The sequence below is a fragment of the Paraburkholderia rhizosphaerae genome, assembly GCF_004366595.1.
Classification (GTDB): domain Bacteria; phylum Pseudomonadota; class Gammaproteobacteria; order Burkholderiales; family Burkholderiaceae; genus Paraburkholderia; species Paraburkholderia rhizosphaerae.
In genome coordinates, this window is record NZ_SORE01000006.1 from 142,031 (window position 1) to 161,390 (window position 19,360).

The 19,360-nt window shown below is 61.2% G+C and carries 21 protein-coding genes, 1 tRNA gene and 2 riboswitches; of the genes, 8 read left to right on the forward strand and 14 right to left on the reverse strand.

Annotated features, from left to right (window positions below):
- Positions 1 to 44 precede the first annotated feature (44 nt).
- Positions 45 to 236, reverse strand: a complete 192-nt coding sequence (locus BX592_RS09970) for a hypothetical protein (protein ID WP_134191601.1) — start codon at positions 234 to 236, stop codon at positions 45 to 47.
- Between the two features lie 802 nt (positions 237 to 1,038).
- On the opposite strand from BX592_RS09970, the gene BX592_RS09975 reads away from it, so the two are divergent.
- The 3 genes from BX592_RS09975 to BX592_RS34360 all read left to right on the forward strand — a co-directional run bounded on the left by BX592_RS09975 (position 1,039) and on the right by BX592_RS34360 (position 2,281).
- Positions 1,039 to 1,296, forward strand: coding sequence for a hypothetical protein (locus BX592_RS09975; protein ID WP_134191602.1), 258 nt, complete (start codon positions 1,039 to 1,041; stop codon positions 1,294 to 1,296).
- Complete coding sequence (locus BX592_RS09980; protein WP_134191603.1) at positions 1,286 to 1,546, forward strand: hypothetical protein; 261 nt, start codon at positions 1,286 to 1,288, stop codon at positions 1,544 to 1,546. Before BX592_RS09975 ends, BX592_RS09980 begins: the two co-directional genes overlap by 11 nt.
- Before the next feature lie 546 nt (positions 1,547 to 2,092).
- Positions 2,093 to 2,281: a nucleotidyltransferase gene (locus BX592_RS34360; protein WP_243849451.1), complete on the forward strand. Its 189-nt coding sequence runs from the start codon at positions 2,093 to 2,095 to the stop codon at positions 2,279 to 2,281.
- Between the two features lie 85 nt (positions 2,282 to 2,366).
- Here the strand turns inward: BX592_RS34360 and BX592_RS09990 are convergent, their stop codons facing one another.
- The 11 genes from BX592_RS09990 to BX592_RS10040 all read right to left on the reverse strand — a co-directional run bounded on the left by BX592_RS09990 (position 2,367) and on the right by BX592_RS10040 (position 10,213).
- A complete protein-coding gene (locus BX592_RS09990; RefSeq protein WP_134191604.1) occupies positions 2,367 to 4,571 on the reverse strand; it encodes a DotA/TraY family protein in 2,205 nt (734 codons plus the stop codon).
- Positions 4,572 to 4,587: 16 nt separating this feature from the next.
- Positions 4,588 to 5,112, reverse strand: a complete 525-nt coding sequence (locus BX592_RS09995; protein ID WP_134191605.1) for an MATE family efflux transporter — start codon at positions 5,110 to 5,112, stop codon at positions 4,588 to 4,590.
- Positions 5,109 to 5,417: a hypothetical protein gene (locus BX592_RS10000; protein WP_134191606.1), complete on the reverse strand. Its 309-nt coding sequence runs from the start codon at positions 5,415 to 5,417 to the stop codon at positions 5,109 to 5,111. The genes BX592_RS09995 and BX592_RS10000 overlap by 4 nt, the downstream gene beginning before the upstream one ends.
- A gap of 4 nt (positions 5,418 to 5,421) precedes the next feature.
- Positions 5,422 to 6,672 carry a conjugal transfer protein TraW gene (gene traW / locus BX592_RS10005; RefSeq protein ID WP_134191607.1) on the reverse strand — a complete coding sequence of 417 codons (1,251 nt, stop codon included), beginning with the start codon at positions 6,670 to 6,672 and terminating at the stop codon, positions 5,422 to 5,424.
- A complete protein-coding gene (locus tag BX592_RS10010; RefSeq protein WP_134191608.1) occupies positions 6,641 to 6,940 on the reverse strand; it encodes a hypothetical protein in 300 nt (99 codons plus the stop codon). Before BX592_RS10010 ends, traW begins: the two co-directional genes overlap by 32 nt.
- Positions 6,937 to 7,158, reverse strand: a complete 222-nt coding sequence (locus BX592_RS10015; RefSeq protein ID WP_134191609.1) for a hypothetical protein — start codon at positions 7,156 to 7,158, stop codon at positions 6,937 to 6,939. Before BX592_RS10015 ends, BX592_RS10010 begins: the two co-directional genes overlap by 4 nt.
- 82 nt (positions 7,159 to 7,240) lie before the next feature.
- Positions 7,241 to 7,696 (reverse strand): hypothetical protein, encoded by a 456-nt coding sequence (locus BX592_RS10020; RefSeq protein ID WP_134191610.1) that lies wholly within the window; start codon positions 7,694 to 7,696, stop codon positions 7,241 to 7,243.
- Between the two features lie 119 nt (positions 7,697 to 7,815).
- Positions 7,816 to 8,076, reverse strand: a complete 261-nt coding sequence (locus tag BX592_RS10025; protein WP_134191611.1) for a hypothetical protein — start codon at positions 8,074 to 8,076, stop codon at positions 7,816 to 7,818.
- Positions 8,077 to 8,087: 11 nt separating this feature from the next.
- Positions 8,088 to 8,726, reverse strand: coding sequence for a division plane positioning ATPase MipZ (locus BX592_RS10030; protein ID WP_134191612.1), 639 nt, complete (start codon positions 8,724 to 8,726; stop codon positions 8,088 to 8,090).
- A gap of 185 nt (positions 8,727 to 8,911) precedes the next feature.
- Positions 8,912 to 9,955 (reverse strand): integrase, encoded by a 1,044-nt coding sequence (locus BX592_RS10035; protein ID WP_134191613.1) that lies wholly within the window; start codon positions 9,953 to 9,955, stop codon positions 8,912 to 8,914.
- Between the two features lie 182 nt (positions 9,956 to 10,137).
- A tRNA-Arg gene (locus BX592_RS10040) sits at positions 10,138 to 10,213 on the reverse strand.
- Between the two features lie 317 nt (positions 10,214 to 10,530).
- Here BX592_RS10040 and BX592_RS10045 point away from each other — a divergent pair.
- Entirely contained in the window at positions 10,531 to 11,460 is a 930-nt protein-coding gene (locus tag BX592_RS10045) for a c-type cytochrome (RefSeq protein WP_134191614.1), read from the forward strand.
- A gap of 98 nt (positions 11,461 to 11,558) precedes the next feature.
- Here BX592_RS10045 and BX592_RS10050 read toward each other — a convergent pair whose 3' ends face one another.
- Together BX592_RS10050 and BX592_RS10055 are read right to left on the reverse strand one after the other, a co-directional pair.
- The gene (locus tag BX592_RS10050) at positions 11,559 to 13,652 is read right to left on the reverse strand and encodes a UvrD-helicase domain-containing protein (RefSeq protein ID WP_134191615.1); all 2,094 of its coding nucleotides are present in this window, start codon (positions 13,650 to 13,652) and stop codon (positions 11,559 to 11,561) included.
- A gap of 337 nt (positions 13,653 to 13,989) precedes the next feature.
- Complete coding sequence (locus tag BX592_RS10055; RefSeq protein WP_134191616.1) at positions 13,990 to 15,132, reverse strand: ACT domain-containing protein; 1,143 nt, start codon at positions 15,130 to 15,132, stop codon at positions 13,990 to 13,992.
- Between the two features lie 417 nt (positions 15,133 to 15,549).
- Between BX592_RS10055 and BX592_RS10060 the strand changes: the two genes are divergently transcribed.
- The 4 genes from BX592_RS10060 to gcvH all read left to right on the forward strand — a co-directional run bounded on the left by BX592_RS10060 (position 15,550) and on the right by gcvH (position 19,290).
- The gene (locus BX592_RS10060) at positions 15,550 to 16,599 is read left to right on the forward strand and encodes an oxidoreductase (protein WP_134191617.1); all 1,050 of its coding nucleotides are present in this window, start codon (positions 15,550 to 15,552) and stop codon (positions 16,597 to 16,599) included.
- Between the two features lie 160 nt (positions 16,600 to 16,759).
- On the forward strand, positions 16,760 to 17,116 hold the full coding sequence (locus BX592_RS10065; protein WP_134191618.1) for a hypothetical protein: 357 nt from the start codon (positions 16,760 to 16,762) through the stop codon (positions 17,114 to 17,116).
- Positions 17,117 to 17,288: 172 nt separating this feature from the next.
- A riboswitch (glycine riboswitch) is annotated at positions 17,289 to 17,413 on the forward strand.
- A gap of 44 nt (positions 17,414 to 17,457) precedes the next feature.
- Positions 17,458 to 17,592, forward strand: a riboswitch (glycine riboswitch).
- A 95-nt stretch (positions 17,593 to 17,687) separates the two neighbouring features.
- Positions 17,688 to 18,806: a glycine cleavage system aminomethyltransferase GcvT gene (gene gcvT, locus BX592_RS10070; RefSeq protein WP_134191619.1), complete on the forward strand. Its 1,119-nt coding sequence runs from the start codon at positions 17,688 to 17,690 to the stop codon at positions 18,804 to 18,806.
- A 103-nt stretch (positions 18,807 to 18,909) separates the two neighbouring features.
- The gene (gene gcvH, locus BX592_RS10075; protein ID WP_134191620.1) at positions 18,910 to 19,290 is read left to right on the forward strand and encodes a glycine cleavage system protein GcvH; all 381 of its coding nucleotides are present in this window, start codon (positions 18,910 to 18,912) and stop codon (positions 19,288 to 19,290) included.
- The last annotated feature ends 70 nt before the right edge of the window (positions 19,291 to 19,360 follow it).

Genomic DNA, 19,360 nt, shown 5'->3' on the forward strand with positions numbered 1-19,360 from the left:
GTGTGGCGGCCAGGCGGCGGTTCGCTATAGCTTGAATAGCCATGTCAAACATTCGCCTTGCTTGGGTCTTCGCTCGGGCGCCCCAGTCTCAAGTCATGATTACGCGCATACTCCAGCACTAGGATTTCGATCATTGATGCCACCGAGCGGCGCTCGCGATCAGCCGCCAAGCGCAAAAGCCGCTTGATCTCGGCGGAAGTGCGGATAGACAGAGTTTCGTCCTTCAGGCGTGACATGGCAGTGTCTCGTCAATGATGTGCTGCAAATGTACTGCATTTTGCGTGAAATCGATAGAGATTGGACCGACTGAGAGTTGCTCGCGGGCAGTCATGACTTGGGCCAATCCACAGAGATGAGTGATACACACATCTCGACAGTTGACCCCTGACGACCGTCGTTGCCAGCAGTCCTTCAGGAGCGTCCGTGCCGGGTTACGAGAATGGTTCGTCGTTCGCGGAAGCTGACGTTCGACTGCGTCGCATCGCGAGCGACAGCGAAGCGGCGAGTTGCAACCGCACGGCGGATGAACGGCGAGCGTCGGCTAAGGCCAAGCTCTCGTCTTCCAATGCGCTAATCGAAGGTCCGTTGTGCCACGGAAGCCGCCCTTGATGTCGCGCTGCGCTGACCGACGGAAGTGGGTCGACGAAATGCGTCCGCCAGGTGAATGCGGGTAGTGTGCCAACTCTTGTGATGCGGCAGAGGCCGCTGGCAACGGCCAGAAGCGACGGATACGCCGACTATCGACCTAGGACTAGTCACCGTTGTGAGGTTATTTGGTCGCGCGGCACTCGTGTGTGACCGTTCGATTACCACGGTGCCCCATGCCATCAAGGCATTATTTGCAGTCTCTGCGACGCTCGGCGAAGGTTCGTGGGAGCGGCAAGCCAGCCGAACAGGCTCCAGAAGCTCAAAATATCCCCCCGATTGCTTTCCGCCGATCGAGGTTATTTGGTCGCGCCCACGGGATGCAGCAGGCGAAATCAATACTTTCGAGGGTCCGGGCAGCCGGCGTATGCTTGTAACAAAGGAGAACATGCCATGCCAGCCGACAAACTAGGCCGCTATATGCGGAGCCCAGAGTTTCTGAAGCGAGCCAATGACGCCATCGCTGAAGCGGTGCGCGATCTGGAGTCGCACGGCGTTCAGCCTGTTTATCTTGATCGGAAGACAGGCTGGATTGTTCGTGGCAGCGATGACGCGTCGCGCGAAAATGCCTCTTGCGAGGGTGAAGCGCTTCCTGATATTTTGAAAAAATGGAATCGGATATATCCGAAGGAGCACAAGAATGAGCGATAACGGGGCAGCGCTTGGCAGAGCATTCGCGGCCGAGCGGACCGCAGCAGACTGGAAGGCTTATGCGAGAAAGCTCGAGCAACAACTGTTGGCTGCGGAAGCGAACCTCGCGGGTAACAAGGCGCTGAAGGACGCGGCTTTGCGCGAACTGGCAAAGGTCGATCCAGCGAATTACCTGATGGTGCAACAGAATCGTCAACGAGTGTACGACAAGGATTTTGACGCCTTCATAGAGTCGATCCGCGCCGCGTAGCTCACGTCAAAAGTGAACAACCCGCCGAGTAGACGGGCGTCCGCTACATTCGCTCGCGAGGGATGCGACCGGCGTCTTTGGGGCGAGGACTATGACGCTCGACGAACTGCAGTCCCTCGTGCCGATTCACAAGGGCGCGACAAAGCCGCTATGTGTGCCTGCGCGAGATACCGAACTCGTACCGCAGCGAGTTTGCTGTCGACTCAAATCGACTCAACCTGCCCGGCAATCTCGGGCGAAGGCCCATGCTATTTCGCAGGCGATTGCGCGACGTGGCTGTCGTTCCGTTTCAAGCCTGCTTATCAGTTACGTTTCGGCGGTGTCATTTGTCGCGAGATCACGGACGCTGAACTCGACCGAGGCAACAATGACCGGTAACGTCGACCCTGCAACCACGCAGGCGATATGCGCCTTCCTGGTACGTCTGGAAGGTCAATTTGCGGTTGCGCACGCGATACTGTACGGAAGCCGGGCCAGAGGCTACCACCGGCCGGCCGGTGACCGCAGACCTTGCGCCTAATCCTAGCGGGCCACGGCGGCGACGCGATGGCTGCAACGCTGGCGATGGCCGATGAGGCGTTTGATGTGCTGCTCGATACCGGCATCCGCATCAGTCCGCTCGTTTTGTGGGAGCACGAGTGGCAGCGTCCCGAAACCTATTCGAACCCGGCGTTGCTGGCAAACATTGCCCGCGATGATGTGCCATTCGACAGCACGCTGTCGGGCCGCAAATGACCGGCTGGCGCAGATTTCAACGGCGCGAAATCCCGTAACGGTTCACCGGAAATAACATATGGCCCGTCGTTACGACGGGCTTCCTTTACACGCTTTCGCGATGGATCCGGCTGGCGTCTGCGGGGTCCGTTGGAGCGCTGCCGCCGCCAAGCATCGCAGGCGCTTGACTACGAGCGACGTTGGCCCCTTGATTGACGCCTGCGCCGAAACTCTGATTGGTCTTGTCGTGCAGGTCCTGTCCCACACGTCCAGCCATCTGTCCGCCGACCCAAACGAACACCTGATCGGGAATCACGTGGATGAGCGCGAACGCGCCGTTGACCAAACTGAGGCACATGCTCACGTACAGGACGATGTAGCCGATGATGCTCACCAGCCCGGTTGTCGAGTCGAATTGCGCGTTCGCCAATGCGACTCCGAACATTGTGTTGAGCAACGTGCCGAGCACAACCACGCCGGCCCCACCAAAAATGAAGCCGAGCATCATAAAGACGGGGCGAAACATCACGTTCAGCAAGAAAATATAGCCGTGCGTGGTGCGTTGGCCCATGCCTTCGCCATCGCCGTCAAGGTGAGCAAACGCCCATAGGGGTGCGGCAACGACGCTTTCACAAACGACAGCAAACCAGCCAACCACGCCCCCGAACCACACCATGAACGGCAGCATCGGGATATAGATCGACAGCATCGCTCCGAAGAAAAACAGTGTGACGAGGATTATCACGATGAACGGGGCGAGCGCGCTCAATAAGCCGTCGCCCGCGCCCGTCAACAGTCCTGTAATGCCACCTGTCACCACATCGGCAATCTTTCCGGCCGTACTCTCTTTCGCTGCGCCCACGGTAGCCTCGACGACACCATACGCGCCGAGCGCGGTCCAGCCGGCGTCGAGGATGTAATCGCCGAGGTTTTTCATGCCAATCAGGGGATTGGTCGATCCGTTTGGCCCTTGCCCCGAGTTGAGGTTGACCGCCCATCTCACCAGACCCTGCGTGTTGACAAGTTTGCCGAGGATACTTTTCGGGTCCGTGCCGGTGATCCCTACCGACAGGTTGTCCAGCGCACCTAGCGTCGTTGTAACCGATGCATCCTGCTGTAGTTGCTGGCTGTAAACGGCGCTGACCTTCCGATAAAGCTGCGGATAAGGCAGGCTGTCGGGGCTGGTTCCCGACACTGCTGCGGCCGTTGCGTTCGCGAGGCTTGTGAGCTGCAAGTTCGCCTGCGCGAAAGTCTGATACCACGTGCCCATCATGACCCAGCCGTCGCGCTGGAGGTTCGACTGGATGACGCTTGCGAGCTGACTGATGCCGTTTGATGAGTCTGCGAGCGCCTTTGTGATCGTGGCCTGGTATTGCAATGCGGCCTGATTGATGGTGTTCGCAGGGTCGGCCGGCTGCGCCTGCCCGTTGATAGCAGACACGTAGGTTTGCGCGGCACCGGCCAGCGTTGATTGCATTGCCGAGAGCGCGCTTTGGTGTGCGGCAAGCAGTTGCGAATATGCCTGGTTCGGATCGTTTGCATAGACGGCCATACCGTCGTATTGCGGGATCGACGGCGGGGCCGCAATGCTGACTTCCGCTCCGCCGCATGAGAGGCCGCGCTGGTTCGTCAGGACGATCTTTGTCCCGATTCCGGCTGAGTTGAATTTCTCGGCGGGATCGACCGATACGCCCGTATCGTTGGGCATGTTATCGATGGCCGTGTTCGCGGCCTGCGCGCACAGGTTGGCCTCGAAAAGGGCCTTTGCCAACGTCGTTGCTTGCGGCGCTGTCGGCGTCGCGATCATCGAACCGCCGCTGTTGAGCACGGCCAGGGCGGCGTCCATCGTGAGATTGGCGATGCCGACACCAAGCACCGTCCCCCACAGCATGATCGCCTGCGCGCCGTTGAAGCCACCAAAGACCGGAACGAGTGAAGAAAAGCCGGTTGACGTCCGAATCACAAACCAGGGCGACGATTTTTTCTGGCCCATGAACTCGCCATCCTGGCCGGTCGCGATCAGCGAGGCGACGAAGTGATACGTGGCCCAGGTCGCGCCGACCGCAAGCATGCACGAATTCAGCACGAGAAACATTTGCGCGACCATGCTGCCGGCACCGCTTCCAGCGGTCAACGGATTGCGAACGATCGAGCCGAACACCGTTTCGAGCAGCGACATGGACTTGTCGCCGCTGCGATTCGCCGCATTCTGGATATCGCCCATCGAAACACTCGCCTGTTGGGCAAATGACGTTGCTGTTACGAGGATGAGCGGGACGGCAACAGCAGCCCGTTTAAATATCTTGAGCATCGACATACCCCGTGATCTAGAACAGGCGAGGATTGGCCAACCGCAGGAGCGCCCCGCGCGAGCGGAAGAAGTCGCGGTAGCTCCCAAGTGGCTCGTCGGGCCGCTGCGGGCCAGTTTCCAGTTGCCACAGTCGGTGCTCGTATTTGACCGTGAAAAGCAACGGGAGCATGGCACCAAACACGCTGTTGAACACGGCCAGGAAGTCCCCGCCGACCACCCCATAGATGAAGTACAAAAGGCACAGGTACGCGACGAGAAGGCACACCCTCTTGCTATTGAGACACTTCCGAGCAATCTGTTCCAGAGGCAACGAGTCCGCCGTCCGAACCTGCTCGATAGCTTCGCGATAGGTTCGCGTGCGTCGGGTTGATAGTCGTTGCCGTTCGAGTTCGTTGTGCAGGTCGCGCAACGTCTTTGCCCCGCTGCTGGCCGTTTCCTTGGCGGACTGAAACGCTTTGTAGACCGGATATCCGGGGATCATGTAGAAGCTCGCATGCGCGACGCGGCGGCCGATGCTGGTTTTCTTCGTTTCGTTGCTCATCGTTGCATCTCCCGCGCCACTGCATTTTTAACCGTTTGGTATGCCTGCTTCAAGAGGAAGCACCAGAAAAAGAAGACCCACGCGACGGCCACCGCGACGCCAAGCCAGCGCGTCGGATCGCCTTCGTGGCTGCGCGCCCACCAGATCGAGGCGGCTACAAAGCAATGCACGAGAAAACAAAGCTGGACGACGAGGCAGGCATCCTTGAACTGCTGATGCGTGAGGCCGCCACGCGCGCGGCGACGACGCAGGACACGCGGGAAGGCTGCGAGCACGCGGAATACATCGTTGATAGTTCGCGTCATCGCCTCACCTCGCATTCGTCACGCGCACGCGCTGTAGTTGCGTTTCGATCGCGGTACGATCCACTCCGCGCTCATTGCTTGCGAGCAGTTGCCCCAACAGTACATTCGTTTGCCGTTGCAACTCGACGTGCTTATGCGTTTGATCGGCCAGGAAAGCCGTGGTGAACAGCAGTTCGCGCATGAGCTTGGTCGGGTCGGCGATCGCGCCAAACTCGATTTGCCAATACGGGTTACGCCAGCGGCGGCCGGCCTCGAAATCTTCGAGTTCGGCGAGGCTCATCGTGCCCGTGCTCTTGGCGACGCTCGATGCGGTCGCGTTGAAATACTGCGCGGCGGCGTCCGACTGCTTGAGATCCTGAATCAGTTGGGCGCTGCCATTGAACGGCTGACGCGAGCCGATGAGGTCATTGATCGGCTTGATGGCGCTCGATATGTTTGCCTGGTAAGCCTTCTGCATCGCGATATACAGTTTGCCGGCCTCCGTGCCCGCCTCAGCCTTGTTGATGCTCTCGGGCGGTTGCGGGTCAATCGACATGCGCGCGTACGCGCGTGCCGCGTCCTGTTGCTGCTGCGTGAACGTCAGATCGACGCCTTTACCCGGCATGCCAGCACCGATGAAAATCGAATCCACGTCAGCATCGCCATCGGGAAGTTGCGATGCCTTGCAACCCGGATAGCCAAGCTGGAACTCCAGAGGCGTGCAGTAGTTGTCGCCGTGGATGCTCGCCGAAGCGCGACGCGACGCCTCAACAGACGGGGCCGGCGAGTTCAGCGCCTTTTCGAGTGGCGGATAGCTGACGTGTGCGCCACCCGGACGCAGCGAGGACGATGTAGAGGCAGCGCCGCTGACGGCTTGCACCGCATAATTGCTCGAAGACGTGGCGCACGGGTCGAGTGGCAATTCCGTTTCGCGGGCGACCTGATCCATTTCCTGCTGCCGCTGTACTTCGAGCGACATTTCGCGCTGTGTATTCGCAGCCTGAACGACGCTGTCGGACAGCTTGGACCCGATGCTGGCAATATCGGTATCTATCTCATTGAGAAGGGTCGTTAGCGATGATCCGAGAGAGGCGATCGCCGTCTGGAGGGTTATTTCCGCCTCTTTGACTGCGCCGACAACGCATCCGTCGCAAACGGCAAACGCGCTGCTGCTGAGAGAGAGTAGTGCGGCACCGGCGAGCGTAGTGCTCAATCTGATGTTGATTCCTTTCAAAGGGGTACCCTTAGTGACAGTTCGACGCGAGACGCATCGCAAGCGTGGTCGGGACCAACACTTGGAACAGTTTTACCTTTCGCCCGAGAGTTTTGCCTTCCGCGAGGTATTGCCTGATCGTGGTTTGATGGAACGTCGAGACGCCGTTCACACAAGTGCAAGCCGTGACGGTCGTGTCGTAATAGCGCTCCCACGCAGCGCGCTCGGTCGGGTCGGCGTTGACTTCCACACCGAGCGGGTCCGCAGCGGACGGCGCCATTAAAAGAGGCGAGGCCGCGAGCAGTGCGAGGCATGCAAGAACAGTCTTCATAGCAGCAAGCCCATACAGGCATCGAGCATATTGCGCATATGAAGCACGCCCCAGAAGAAACCTCGCATTTCGCCGGGCGGTATCCCGGCGATCACCTCCTCGATTCGCTTCGCCGGCATCAGCATGAGATCTTCCAGTTCAAGCGTTAGGAGCAGGTCGCTATCGAGCGGCAAGCCGTCAAGAGGATGCGTTGGAAGGGCTAGAATGGATGCAGCCATGGTCGTGATCTCCAGAGTAGATCTCGGTTGTGGTTAGGCACGGCGGTCGGGGCTAGCCGGTCGTCGTGCCGCTTGCGCAGAGTTAGCCCAGCTCTGCGGCTTGGTAGCTTTCCCACGCGAAGATGCACTCGTCCGCAAACCTCTCCAATTCCGATTCTTTGAGCATGCGCGAGCGGATGTTCCCGCCTACCGCTTTAACCCAACCGGGGTCGTCCATTTTTTGCTGGTATCTCGTTTCATAAGCGTCGGCGTCTTCCCCTATCGGTTCCCGGAGGTGGAGCGATTCCAGCTCTTCATTTCCCCCACCCTGAAGTTGCACACCCGGTCCCCAATGCGCAATCATCCGGTTGCTCCTCAGATTGAAATCGGTATAGCCGGTTGCGAGTACGAGCGCGTGACACTTGGGAAAGAATGCCAAGCCGACTTTATTTGTTTCCAAGTCGATCAAGCCTCCGTCAGTTAGCTCTTCGAGCAGTTCACGAAGGGCTTTAGCGATGCTCGATCTGTCTCGTTCCGAGAGAATCTTTTCGATCTTCATGTCTTTACTCCGTCAGGTAGACGATGATCTGGCCGGCCCGGCTGCGCCCGACCTTGCAGGTAAGTTGAGCTACGTTCCTTCGCGCTGAGTTGAGTTACGTAACTCGCCGTTGAGTGGCATTACTCCAGAATTGGGTCTTGCAGATCCTTCGATATCAATTCCCGAACATACTGCGCCCCCGTGAGCCGCAGATCGGCCGCACGTCGTTTCACCCGTTCATGAAAATCCGGCGTCAAGTCGATGTTCAGGCGCACTGGCTTCAGAGCTCGCGACGGCAGCTGTGAGCGGACCATTCCGGCGTCGTTGGAAAATTCCTCTGGGCTGTTCGGGCGCAGTTCTGGGCGGGCGTTGTATGGTTGAAGTTTGAATTTGCTGGTCATCGCGCATCCGGTCAGTTGAGTTCAAAAAATTCCTGCGCCAGAAGCTGGATTTCCGCACGTGCCTGGCTGTTGTCGAGTTCGATGACGCCCTTGCCCGCGAGAAGGGCATCGCGATAGACCTTGCGATCGCGAATGATCGTATCGGCCAGTTCTAGCTGGGCGAATTCGGCTAGTAGCTCTCGCGCGTCCTCGACCTCACGAATTACGGGGTTGGTCGGCGCGATCGAGAGGAGCGCCACCGCCTTCAGTTCGGGATTCAGTCCGCGTGCTAGGCCGATCAGTTCGTTAATCTTCGAGAACGTCTCTAAGTCGGCTTGACTGGCCTTGGTCGGAACCAGCAGCAGATTCGCGACGGCCATTGCGGAGCGCATTTCGCGCGAATCGCGACCGCCGGCATCAACTACGACCACCTGATAGCGATTCGCGAGGTCGCGCAGCGTCGAGGCGACGTCGCCCGTACGCTGAACGCATGGCACGGCGGGCGTGATACCAGCCTCATCACGCCGCTCAACGAATCGGGCCGCCGTAGCCTGTCCGTCAGTGTCCAGGAGGACCACATCCACCCCACCATGGGCCAGATGCACGGCCAGATTCGTGCCGATGGTCGATTTGCCCACGCCACCTTTTTCTGCTGCGATCAGCAGGATCATTGCCCCTCCCGTTGCGTGAGTTGAGCGACTCAACTCACCGTCGTGCGATATCGCTTCCGGGTGAATCACGTCTCTCTGAGTTGAGTTACGTTGAGCAAATCCTATGTTCCGGCGCGTAGAGCCGTACATGGCGCATAAGGGAGGGTTTTGATTCCAGCCCAATCGCGCCGATTGCCGCAGAACTGCTAGCCCAGTTTTTTTGCTAGGTCGGATGCACGCGGGTTATAGTAGATCTTGAGCATGTGGATCGATCGATGCCCCGTCACAGCCGATAGCTCCAGAATGTTGTCGAGTCGCTCTGCAATACGAGACGTCGCCTCATGGCGTAGATCGTGAAAGTGCAAATCCTCGATACCGGCACGTTTGCATGCGCGCATGAACACCCGCTTCAGTGCCTCCCCCGTCGTGGGAAATACACGGCCGCTCTCGTGTCGGGACAGATTTTTGAGGATTTCCACCGCGCGGGTCGAAAGCGGCACATCTCGCGTTTCGCCATTTTTGGTGTCGTGAAGACGTACGAAACGCTCGTTAAGAAAGACGTCAGTCCAGCAAAGCGAGAGGATCTCCCCTCGACGCATCGCTGTCTCAATTGCGAGCATGACGATCGGTCTGACCAACGCATTGCGGCATCCATCTGCGAATCGGCCATGGTCGTCGCGCTGGTTTGATTCCAGCGTTTCCAGTGCAGCAAGGATGCGTTGCTCCTCACCGGCCAACAGCCGACGGGTACGGGCACGGTTTTCCCTTGGGCGACGAATGATGGAAACCGGATTAACGTCCAGGTGCACACCCCATTCTTTCCGGGCCACATTCAACACGTGGCTCAGTAACGTCAGCTCCCGATTAACCGTCGATCCTGTAACCGGACGATGCTTCGCATCACCCTTGAGCCGCCGATCTCGGTAGTCGGCAAAGACCTTGCCGCTAAGCGCCGCCACCTTGTATTGAGCGATCGGGTCCCGACAGACTTTTTTAATTCGCAAGATTTCATCAGCGCCGCCCTTCTTCAGAGGCGAGACCTCTTCGGCATAGCGCCGCAGCAAGTCTTCAAACGTATTGCGCTCGGCTTCAGTGCGATCGACGAAGACTCCCCGATCCATCTCCGATTCGATACGGCGAGCCCATGCTTCCGCTTCGGCCTTCGTATCGAACGTACTCCATTGTGACGGATAGCCCACGCGACGAATCTCGGCTCGCCAGTAGTTGCCCCGTTTCCAGATTCCTGCCATCTCTGCTCCAGACATTGAGTAATTCTTGTTGCGTCTGGACTATTCTCAACTCCGCCACTTCTCCGCCAAATGGCGCATAAAGCAGGGTTTCCGGCGGCGCCCGAAATGAAAAAAGGCCCTCGGCATTTGCCTTAGGGCCTTGATTTTCCTAGGTTTCATCTACCTAGCATCACTTCGAATTTTGGCGCGCCCGGCTGGGATCGAACCAGCAACCCCTGCCTTCGGAGGGCAGTACTCTATCCATTGAGCTACGGGCGCGTGCAGGAGGGAAATGCGTCAGCGCGGAGATCCAACAAAAACAAGCAAAACCCAGCGCCGGGCAAGACCGCAAGGATACCCGTTTTCGCATGACCCGTCCACCGCGAGGCCCGCCCGCAGCCATTCCCGCCGCATCGAACCGCCACCCATTCGATTAAAAACCCGCAACAAACTGCGGGTAAACGCCTGCTGAACACCCATCCCGCACCCGCACCGACGCCGAAACCTTCCGTCTATAATCGTCCGTGGCCTGATCACAATAAAGTCGTTGCCGTCGCGCTGTACCGCTCACAATACCCACGGGAGACGAGACAAGCATGAGCGAAGCACCACACGGAGCCCCGATCAAAACACCAGGACAGCTGATCGCCGCGGTCATCGCTGCCTTTGCTATCCCCATCATCGTCATCATTCTGCTTGCTCACTACGTCGATAGTTCGACGCGCACCGGCGCTGGAACAGATGGCCTGTCCGATGCCGAAGTGGCCAAGCGCGTCGCCCCAATCGGTCAGGTCGAAATCCGCGACGCGAATGCGCCGCGCACCTTCAAGACCGGTGAAGAGGTGTACAAGGCCGTTTGCTCCGCCTGTCACGCGTCCGGTGCCGCCGGCGCCCCGAAATTCACCAATACCGGCGACTGGGCGCCGCGCATCGCGCAAGGCTTCGATACGCTCTGGCACACCGCGCTGACCGGCAAAGGCGCAATGCCGCCGCGCGGTGGCACCAGCCCCGATGACTACAGCGACTATGAAATCGGCCTCGCGGTCGCGTACATGGCGAATAACGCCGGCGCTCACTTCGAAAACCCGCCGAAGCCGGTGCCGGGCGCGCCGGCCGCAGGCGCGGCATCGGGCGCCGCGGCAGCGTCCGGTGCTGAAGCCGCATCCGGTCCCGCCGCTTCCGATCAAGGCGCCGCACAAGCCGCAGCCGCAGTCGCCGCGCTGGCTAGCGTGCCGCAAAGCGCCGCGCCGGCCACCGGCGGCGCCGCACAGACGACCGCGGATGCGTCGCAGGCCGGCAAGGCGCTGTATCAGTCGGTCTGTCAGGCATGTCACGCCGCTGGCGTGCTGAATGCGCCGAAGTTCGGCGACAAGGAAGCCTGGGCGCCGCGCCTGAAAGACCCGATCGACACGATCTACAACTATGCGTTGCACGGCAAGGGCGCGATGCCGCCAAAGGGCGGTTCGAACGCGTCCGACGCGGACGTCAAAGCGGCCGTCGACTACATGATCAGTCAGGTCAAATAAGCCGCGGCCAGCAGCAGCAAAGCTGCAACGAAAAAAACAAAATCCCTGCGAAGGCCGTTCAAACCTTCGCAGGGATTTTTCATTGACAGCCGCGCCGCTCAACCCTTCTGCAACAGCGCCTTCAAACTCGCGAGCCGGTCCTTCGGCGTCATCGGCGCTTCTTCCGCGGTCGGCGGTGGCGCGTCATCAAGACCCATCTCAGGAATAAACCGCGACGCTTCGCACACCACCGTCTCCCGCGCACGCTTGCGCTTCTTGCACCAGTTCAGATGCAGACTGCGCTGCGCGCGCGTAATCGCGACGTACATCAGCCGGCGCTCTTCCTCGATGCGCGCATCGTCGACCGGTCCATCGTCGTCGGCGCCGCCGCGGTGCGGCATGATCCCTTCCTCGACGCCGACCAGAAACACATGCGGATACTCCAGTCCCTTCGATGCATGCACGGTCGATAGCCGCACCGCGTCCGGGTCTTCGTCCTTGCCTTCGAGCATCGACATCAGCGCAACGGTCTGGATCAGCCCGAGCAGGTTCTTGCCGGTGTCCGCGAGGCCGTCCGCGTTGTCGTAGCCGGTCGCGTCACCGTCTTCGGTGATCTCACGCTCCGGCTTCGTGCCCTTGCGCTTCAGCCATTCGAGAAACTCCAGCACGTTCTGCCATTTCGTCTGTGCCTGCCGTTCGTCGAACGCGTCGTACAGATAGGCCTCGTAATGAATCGCCTCCATCATGTCGTCCAGCAAGGTGGTCGCCGGATCTTTATCCGCGCGATCGGTCAGACGCTGAATGAAGTCGCAGAACGCGCGCAGCGGCTCGACCTGCCGCTCGGACAGCCGCGCTTCAATGCCGCCCATATACACCGCTTCGAATAGCGACACCTTCGCCTGTCCCGCGAACGCGCCGAGCGCTTCGAGCGTCGTATTGCCGACACCGCGCCGCGGCGTGGTAATCGCGCGGATAAATGCGGGGTCGTCGTCGGCATTCGCGATCAGCCGCAGGTACGCGCAAATATCCTTGATTTCGGCGCGATCGAAGAATGATTGTCCGCCCGAAAGCACGTACGGAATCCGCTCACGCCGCAACACCTGCTCGAAGATGCGCGCCTGAAAATTACCGCGATACAGAATCGCGTAATCGCGAAACTGCGCGCGCCGTTCGAACTTGTGCGCGGACAGCCGGAACACCACCGACTCCGCTTCGTGTTCCTCGTCGTTGCACGGCGTGACGGTGATCGAATCGCCCATCCCGTGTTCGGACCACAGCTTCTTTTCGAACAGCTTCGGGTTGTTCGCGATCACGTTGTTCGCGGCGGTCAGAATGCGCACCGTCGAACGATAGTTCTGCTCGAGCTTGATCACGTGCAGCTTCGGAAAGTCCTTGCCGAGCTGCGCGAGATTTTCGAGCGTCGCGCCGCGCCAGCCGTAAATCGCCTGATCGTCGTCGCCGACCGCGGTAAACGCCGCGCGCGGCCCGGCCAGCTGCTTCAGCAATTCATACTGGCACGCGTTCGTGTCCTGATACTCGTCGATCAGCAGATAGCGCAGCTTGTTCTGCCATCGGTCGCGCACCGCCTCGTTCTGGGCAAAGAGTTCGGCGGGCAGCCGGATCAGATCGTCGAAATCGACGGCCTGATACGCGTGCAGCGTCGCGACGTAGTTGCGATAAACAATCGCCGCCTGGTGTTCGTCTTCATTCGATGCGATCGCCATCGCCTCTTCAGGCATCACGAGCCCGTTTTTCCACAGCGAAATGATCGACTGGACCTTGCGAATAAACCCTTTATCGGTCGACCCGACCTGCTCCTGGATCATGCCGAAGCAGTCGTCCGCATCCATGATCGAGAACTGCGGCTTCAGCCCGACGTGCTCCGCTTCCTGACGCAGAATCTGCACGCCGAGCGAGTGGAACGTGCACACCGTCAACTGGTTGACCGGCACCTTGCGGCCTTCCTTGCCCGGCGCGGTGAGCGTCTTGCCTTCGAGCAGCTTGCCGACGCGCTCGCGCATTTCCGCAGCGGCCTTGTTGGTGAAGGTGACGGCGGCGATATGGCGCGGCTCGAAGCCTTTCGCTTCGATCAGATGCGCGATTTTCTGCGTGATCACGCGTGTTTTGCCGCTGCCCGCGCCGGCAAGCACGAGACAGGGACCGTCGAGATAGCGCACCGCTTCGCTTTGCGCGGGGTTAAGGCCTGCGGACATCGTCAGTGGGTGGATTCGGCAAGGATGGGCGCGGCGGCGATTGCGCGGCGCGTGACATAGGCTGCTGCGAGTGGCGGATTGGCGGGTCAACGAAAAGCGCACGAACAGTGCGCCGCGCATTGGCGCTAACGCGTGACCCGCGCTGCCGCTCGCAACGGACCCGCGATGTTAACATGGAAGCCCCACGGATACCGTGCCGGCAACGCGATCCCGAAGCACGCATCGACGCGCTTCGGAACAGGACTTCGGTCGTAGCGCTGCGTACCGCGCCGCCCCGCACCTACCTCAGATCGTCGCCAATTTTCAGGGCGCGCGCCGGGAATTCAGCCATGCGCGATCATGCGCTGCCTTCACCCAACGCCATATCGGCCATCAATTCGGCCGCCAGCGATTCGAGCAGCGCGCGCAGCGCATCGATCGACATCGTGTCGGGCACCGCGAGCACCGCCTTGACGCCGAACTGATGTGGCCCGGCAGGCGCGTGCGCGAGCTCCGTGTTCAGTTCCTCGATGCTGATGTCGTGCGCCGACAGACTGGCCGACAGATCCTGCACGATGCCTGGACGGTCGGGCGCCGTCAGTTCCAGCGACACGCGGCGCCGGCCGTGCGCGAGCGCCGGCAGGTCGCTGCGCGCGATCACGAGGCGCAGCCCCGCGCTTTCGAGATCGCGTAACGCGGTAGTGAGCGCGTCCGCATGACGCTGCGCGACTTCGAGCTGAACCATGCCCGCGAACTGGCTGCCAAGACTGGCCATGCGGCTGCCCATCCAGTTCGCGCCGAATGCCCGCGCGCGCTCCGAAAGCTGATTGACGATGCCGGGACGATCGGCGCCGATCGCAGTGACGACCATCGTCGCCAGCGGCCCCGGCGTCTCCTCGGTGAGTTCGATGCGCCGGCGGATGATCGGTGCACGCGTCGCGAATTGCTCGTCCTGCGTGGACGCCGGCAACGCGCCGTGCTCGCGCGCGTGATGCGCAACACGCAGCAGCAGCGCCAGTCCCATCGGCGCGAGCGCGCGCTCCCACAGCTCGCGTGCGGTTTCGCCCTTCTTGACGAAGCACCAGTCCTGCGCCGCAATCGCGCCGGCGTCCCAGCCGTGCGACAGGTGATAGACCGAGCCGCCCGCAATCGGATCGCCTTCGAGAATGGTCCATTCGACCGCTGCGATGCCGCGGTGGCGCGGCAACAGCGAAGGGTGATAGCCGACGCCGCCCAGACGCGATCGCGCGAGCGCGTCATCGGTCACGCGCGCATGGGTGTGCGCGGCGATGATCAGACCGGTGTCTTCCGGTATCGCGCTGGCTTCGACAAGCCTTGGGTTGTCGTGAATCGCCGTCGGCAGGCCGGCCGCGCGGGCCGCGACAGCAAGACGATCATCGGCCGCAGGCGCGACCACGCCGGCAATCTCAATACCGTCAGCCCGAAACGCTTCTAGCACCGACGCGCCGAAATAGCGGGACCCTACGATCGTGCATTTCATTCATCTGTCTCCTGTGTTGATGCGCCGCGTCGAGTCGTGCAGGCCGCGCACATTGTCGGCGATTTTGCTGGTGGGCGTCGAACGGCAAAGCGCACTTTCCCGGTTTATGCGCGCCGGTGGCGGGCGATGGCGCATCGTTATGCGCGATACGCATATTCGAGGATTACTCCCTATCCGGATATTTGTCGTTTATGCCTGACACGCATACCGAACTGCGCTTCAACCCTGCGTCTTCAACCCGACGTCGAGCGAAACCGGCCGGAGTTAATCCACTAGGGAAATCGATGAACACACGCGCCGCAGGACGTGCGGCCCAGCCTGGCGGAAACACGGCGTGAATCTCGACCGCGCATGCCACAATCTGCGGGTTGCGCGCGGCTTTCGCCGCGCGCCATTTCGGACGAACAGGAAGCTGGCATGCGCTCACCGCTGAAAATTGGCCTCATGGGCTACGGGTTTGCCGGAGCGACGTTTCACGCGCCGGTGATCGAACACTGTGGCCGCGCGCAGGTCGCCGCGATCGCAACGGGCCAGCCGGACACCGCGCGCGCGAACTTTCCGCAAGCGGCGATCGTGCCGGATCTCGACGCGCTGCTTGCGCTGGCCGATGTCGAATGCGTGGTCATCGCGACGCCGAACGACACGCACTTCGAGCTCGCCAGGCGCACGCTCGAAGCGGGCAAGCATGTCGTGGTCGACAAGCCGGTCACGTTGAGCGCCGCCGACGCGCGCACGCTCGCGAATCTCGCGCAAAGCCGCCACCTCGTGTTCGCACCGTTTCACAACCGCCGCTGGGACGGTGACTTCATGACCGTGCGCGCGTTGCTCCAGAGCGGTGAACTCGGCCGCGTCACGCATTTCGAATCGCATTTCGACCGCTTTCGCCCGGTCATCCGTCAGCGCTGGCGCGAAGACGCCACGCGCGGCGGCGGTCTGCTGTTCGATCTCGGCCCGCATCTGATCGACCAGGCGCTGGTGCTGTTCGGCGCGCCGGAAACGGTGTACGCGACGGTAAGAGCGCATCGCGATCAGGCGAGCGCGCCCGATTACGTGCATCTGCAGCTGGGCTATGCCGCGCATGAAGTCGCGCTGCACGCGAGCGCACTGACCGCGATTGTCGCGCCACGCTTTACGATTCACGGCACACGCGGCAGCTACGTGAAATACGGTCTCGATACCCAGGAGGACCAGTTGAAAGCGGGCCTGCGCCCCGGCGACGCGGGCTTCGGCGGCGGCAATGAAGCGGGCACGCTGCGGGTGCTCGAAGGCGAGCACGAAGTCGAACGCAGATCGTCGACGCTCGACGGTGCCTACGCGGACTTTTATCGCGCTTTAGCCGCATCGATTCAGGACGGCACGCCGTTCCCGGTCAGCGCGCAAGATGCAGTCGATGTAATGACCGTGATCGAACTCGCTCACCGCAGCAACCACGAAGGCGCACGCTTGCGATTCGCGCGCAACGGCTGACAATCGGGTTTCGATGCACGGCTTCGATTCGCGCGCCTTCGCGCATCCAGCAACAACCCGTTACACAAACGTGCAGCCGGCGCGTCATCGCGCGCCGTCAATCGACCGTTGCTTCCCCTTATCGAACAGAACGAACAACCCTCGATAAGGAGAGCATTCCATGCAACGCATCGTTCGCGCACTCGGCTGCTGCGCGCTGGTTTCATCGCTGGCCGCCTGCGTGGTCGCACAGCCGCAGGGCGCAGCGCCCGGTCCCGGCCCGGATCCGCATCAAGTCGCGATGCAGCGCTTCGAACAGGTCGATGGGCGAATCAATAATATGAGCCGCCATATCGACGCCCGCGTGAACCAGGGCTACTATCCGCCGCCCGAAGGCGGCGCGCTGCATCGGCGCCTCGACGTGATCCGTCATCAGGCGCGCGAGATGGCTGAACACCGCGGCGGCGGCCTGTCCGGCGACGAACAGCGCACGTTGAACGAAGAACTGGACTCGACGGCGATTGCGATAAACCGCTGATTCCGTTTGAGCGAACCACGTGAAGCGCGGACCCTCGCGGGTTCCGCGCTTTTTTTGCGCGTGCCGCAGCCCGTATTCCCGACGCCGGACCCATTGCCGCATGCGCCTACCGCACGCCGGTTCGGGCGTCGAAACCTTCAATTGACAAGCCTCGGACCGTCGCGTACATTCGCCGCACGCGTCGGGAGAGCGCGCTGGCCGCAACGCAAAAGCCGTACCGCAATACAGGCAATGCATGGCCGCGCCGCCGAAGGGGCACACCCGCAAACTCTCAGGCAAAAGGACCGACCGCGTCGAAAAACCCGCCTGGCCAACGGTCACACAACCAATCGGGCATCGGTTTTTCGCACTCTGGAGAGCGGCAGTAGCGTGCAGTGCACGCAGGCTGCCCACCGAAGGGGCGCGCGTTTGCTGTGCAACGTCAGTTGCGTCAACGGCAGCGCAATCTCTCAGGTATCGAGGACAGAGGGGGCATGCAAGTATCGCTCGTTAGCCGAAGGGTCACCTGGCTGCGACGCTGCACCGCATGGCTCCCAATCCGTCGACACACCTGAGCAGGCCAGAGGCCCCGATGACCGAACTCAAACGCACTCCGCTCAACGCCACGCACCGTGCGCTCAACGCGCGCATGGTCGATTTCGGCGGCTGGGACATGCCTGTCAATTACGGCTCGCAGATCGAAGAACATCGCGCGGTGCGTACCGACGCGGGCATGTTCGACGTATCGCATATGTGCGCCGTCGATCTCAACGGCCCGCGCACCCGTGCTTTCCTCGAATACGCGCTGGCGAACAACGTCGGCAAGCTGCAGACGCCAGGCCGCGCGCTGTACTCGTGCTTGTTGAACCCCGAAGGCGGCGTGATCGACGATCTGATCGTCTATTTCTTCGACGAAGAGGCGTTCCGCATCGTCGTAAATGCGGCGACCGCAGATAAAGATATTGCGTGGTTCAACAAGCTCAACGCCGAGCGAGGCTTCGGCGTGGCGATCACGCCGCGCCGCGATCTCGCGATCGTCGCAGTGCAAGGTCCGCAAGCGCGCGAAAAGGTCTGGCAAACCGTGCCGGCCGCGCGCACCGCGACCGAAACGCTGAAGCCGTTCAACGCGGCGCGTGTCGCGAATACGCCGTTCGGCGATCTGACGGTCGCGCGCACCGGCTACACGGGCGAAGACGGTTTCGAGATCATCGCGCCGGCCGCGCACGTCGAAGCGCTGTGGAACGCGCTACACAAGCAAGGCGTGCGCCCGGCCGGCCTCGGCGCGCGCGATACGCTGCGCCTCGAAGCCGGCATGAACCTGTACGGCCAGGATATGGACGATGCGGTATCGCCGCTCGACGCGGGCCTCGCATGGACCGTCGACCTCACCGCGCCGCGCGACTTCGTCGGCCGCGCCGCGCTCGACGCGAAGGGGGCGCAGCGGACGTTCGTCGGACTGATTCTGCAGAAGGAAAACGGCAAGGCCGCCGGCGTGCTGCGCGCGCATCAGAAGGTCGATACCGCGCAGGGCGCCGGCGAGATCACGAGCGGCACATTCTCACCGACGATGCAGGAATCGATTGCGTTCGCGCGCGTACCGAAAGGCGTGCAGCCCGGCGATATCGTGCATGTGCACATCCGCGACAGAGCCTTTCCCGCAAGCGTGGTAAAACTGCCGTTCGTGCGTAACGGCAAAGTGCTCGTCGGTTGAGCGGACGGTCCGGTCACCGATTGGTCACGGAGCCCGTCGCGCGCGTTTCCCCCTTCACATCAATCCGTATCACATTGCGCATTCAACCGCATAGGAGCATCCGATGAGCATCCCGGCCGATCTGAAATACACCGAATCGCACGAATGGGTCCGCACCGAGACGGACGGCACGCTGACGGTCGGCATCACCGACCACGCGCAAGAAGCGCTCGGCGACATCGTCTTCTTCGAAGTGCAACAACTCGGCAAAACGGTCGCGGCGGGCGATACGGTCGCTGTCATCGAATCGGTCAAGGCCGCTTCCGATATCTACGCACCGGTTTCCGGCGAGATTATCGAAATGAACCAGACCGTGGTCGACACGCCCGATTCAGTGAACAGCGGCCCGTATGAAAACTGGCTGTTCAAGATCAAGCCGACCGCCGGCGCAGCCCAAGACCGGCTGATGGACGCCGCCGCCTACGGCAAGTCGATCGGCGAGTAATTTTTCAACACCAGGCGCGGCGGCCGGAAACGGAACGGGACAAGCGACCCACCGTACGACCAGGCAGCCA

Coding starts and splice junctions, on each gene's coding strand:
- BX592_RS10045 (WP_134191614.1), top strand. CDS start 10,531: ATGAGCGAAGCACCACACGGAGCCCCGATCAAAACACCAGGACAGCTG.
- BX592_RS10055 (WP_134191616.1), bottom strand. CDS start 15,132: ATGAAATGCACGATCGTAGGGTCCCGCTATTTCGGCGCGTCGGTGCTA.
- BX592_RS34360 (WP_243849451.1), top strand. CDS start 2,093: ATGGCTGCAACGCTGGCGATGGCCGATGAGGCGTTTGATGTGCTGCTC.
- gcvH (WP_134191620.1), top strand. CDS start 18,910: ATGAGCATCCCGGCCGATCTGAAATACACCGAATCGCACGAATGGGTC.
- BX592_RS09995 (WP_134191605.1), bottom strand. CDS start 5,112: ATGAGCAACGAAACGAAGAAAACCAGCATCGGCCGCCGCGTCGCGCAT.
- BX592_RS10015 (WP_134191609.1), bottom strand. CDS start 7,158: ATGGCTGCATCCATTCTAGCCCTTCCAACGCATCCTCTTGACGGCTTG.
- BX592_RS10020 (WP_134191610.1), bottom strand. CDS start 7,696: ATGAAGATCGAAAAGATTCTCTCGGAACGAGACAGATCGAGCATCGCT.
- BX592_RS10030 (WP_134191612.1), bottom strand. CDS start 8,726: ATGATCCTGCTGATCGCAGCAGAAAAAGGTGGCGTGGGCAAATCGACC.
- BX592_RS10050 (WP_134191615.1), bottom strand. CDS start 13,652: ATGTCCGCAGGCCTTAACCCCGCGCAAAGCGAAGCGGTGCGCTATCTC.
- gcvT (WP_134191619.1), top strand. CDS start 17,688: ATGACCGAACTCAAACGCACTCCGCTCAACGCCACGCACCGTGCGCTC.
- BX592_RS10060 (WP_134191617.1), top strand. CDS start 15,550: ATGCGCTCACCGCTGAAAATTGGCCTCATGGGCTACGGGTTTGCCGGA.
- BX592_RS10025 (WP_134191611.1), bottom strand. CDS start 8,076: ATGACCAGCAAATTCAAACTTCAACCATACAACGCCCGCCCAGAACTG.
- BX592_RS10010 (WP_134191608.1), bottom strand. CDS start 6,940: ATGAAGACTGTTCTTGCATGCCTCGCACTGCTCGCGGCCTCGCCTCTT.
- BX592_RS09980 (WP_134191603.1), top strand. CDS start 1,286: ATGAGCGATAACGGGGCAGCGCTTGGCAGAGCATTCGCGGCCGAGCGG.
- BX592_RS09975 (WP_134191602.1), top strand. CDS start 1,039: ATGCCAGCCGACAAACTAGGCCGCTATATGCGGAGCCCAGAGTTTCTG.
- BX592_RS09970 (WP_134191601.1), bottom strand. CDS start 236: ATGTCACGCCTGAAGGACGAAACTCTGTCTATCCGCACTTCCGCCGAG.
- BX592_RS10065 (WP_134191618.1), top strand. CDS start 16,760: ATGCAACGCATCGTTCGCGCACTCGGCTGCTGCGCGCTGGTTTCATCG.
- BX592_RS10035 (WP_134191613.1), bottom strand. CDS start 9,955: ATGGCAGGAATCTGGAAACGGGGCAACTACTGGCGAGCCGAGATTCGT.
- BX592_RS09990 (WP_134191604.1), bottom strand. CDS start 4,571: ATGCTCAAGATATTTAAACGGGCTGCTGTTGCCGTCCCGCTCATCCTC.
- BX592_RS10000 (WP_134191606.1), bottom strand. CDS start 5,417: ATGACGCGAACTATCAACGATGTATTCCGCGTGCTCGCAGCCTTCCCG.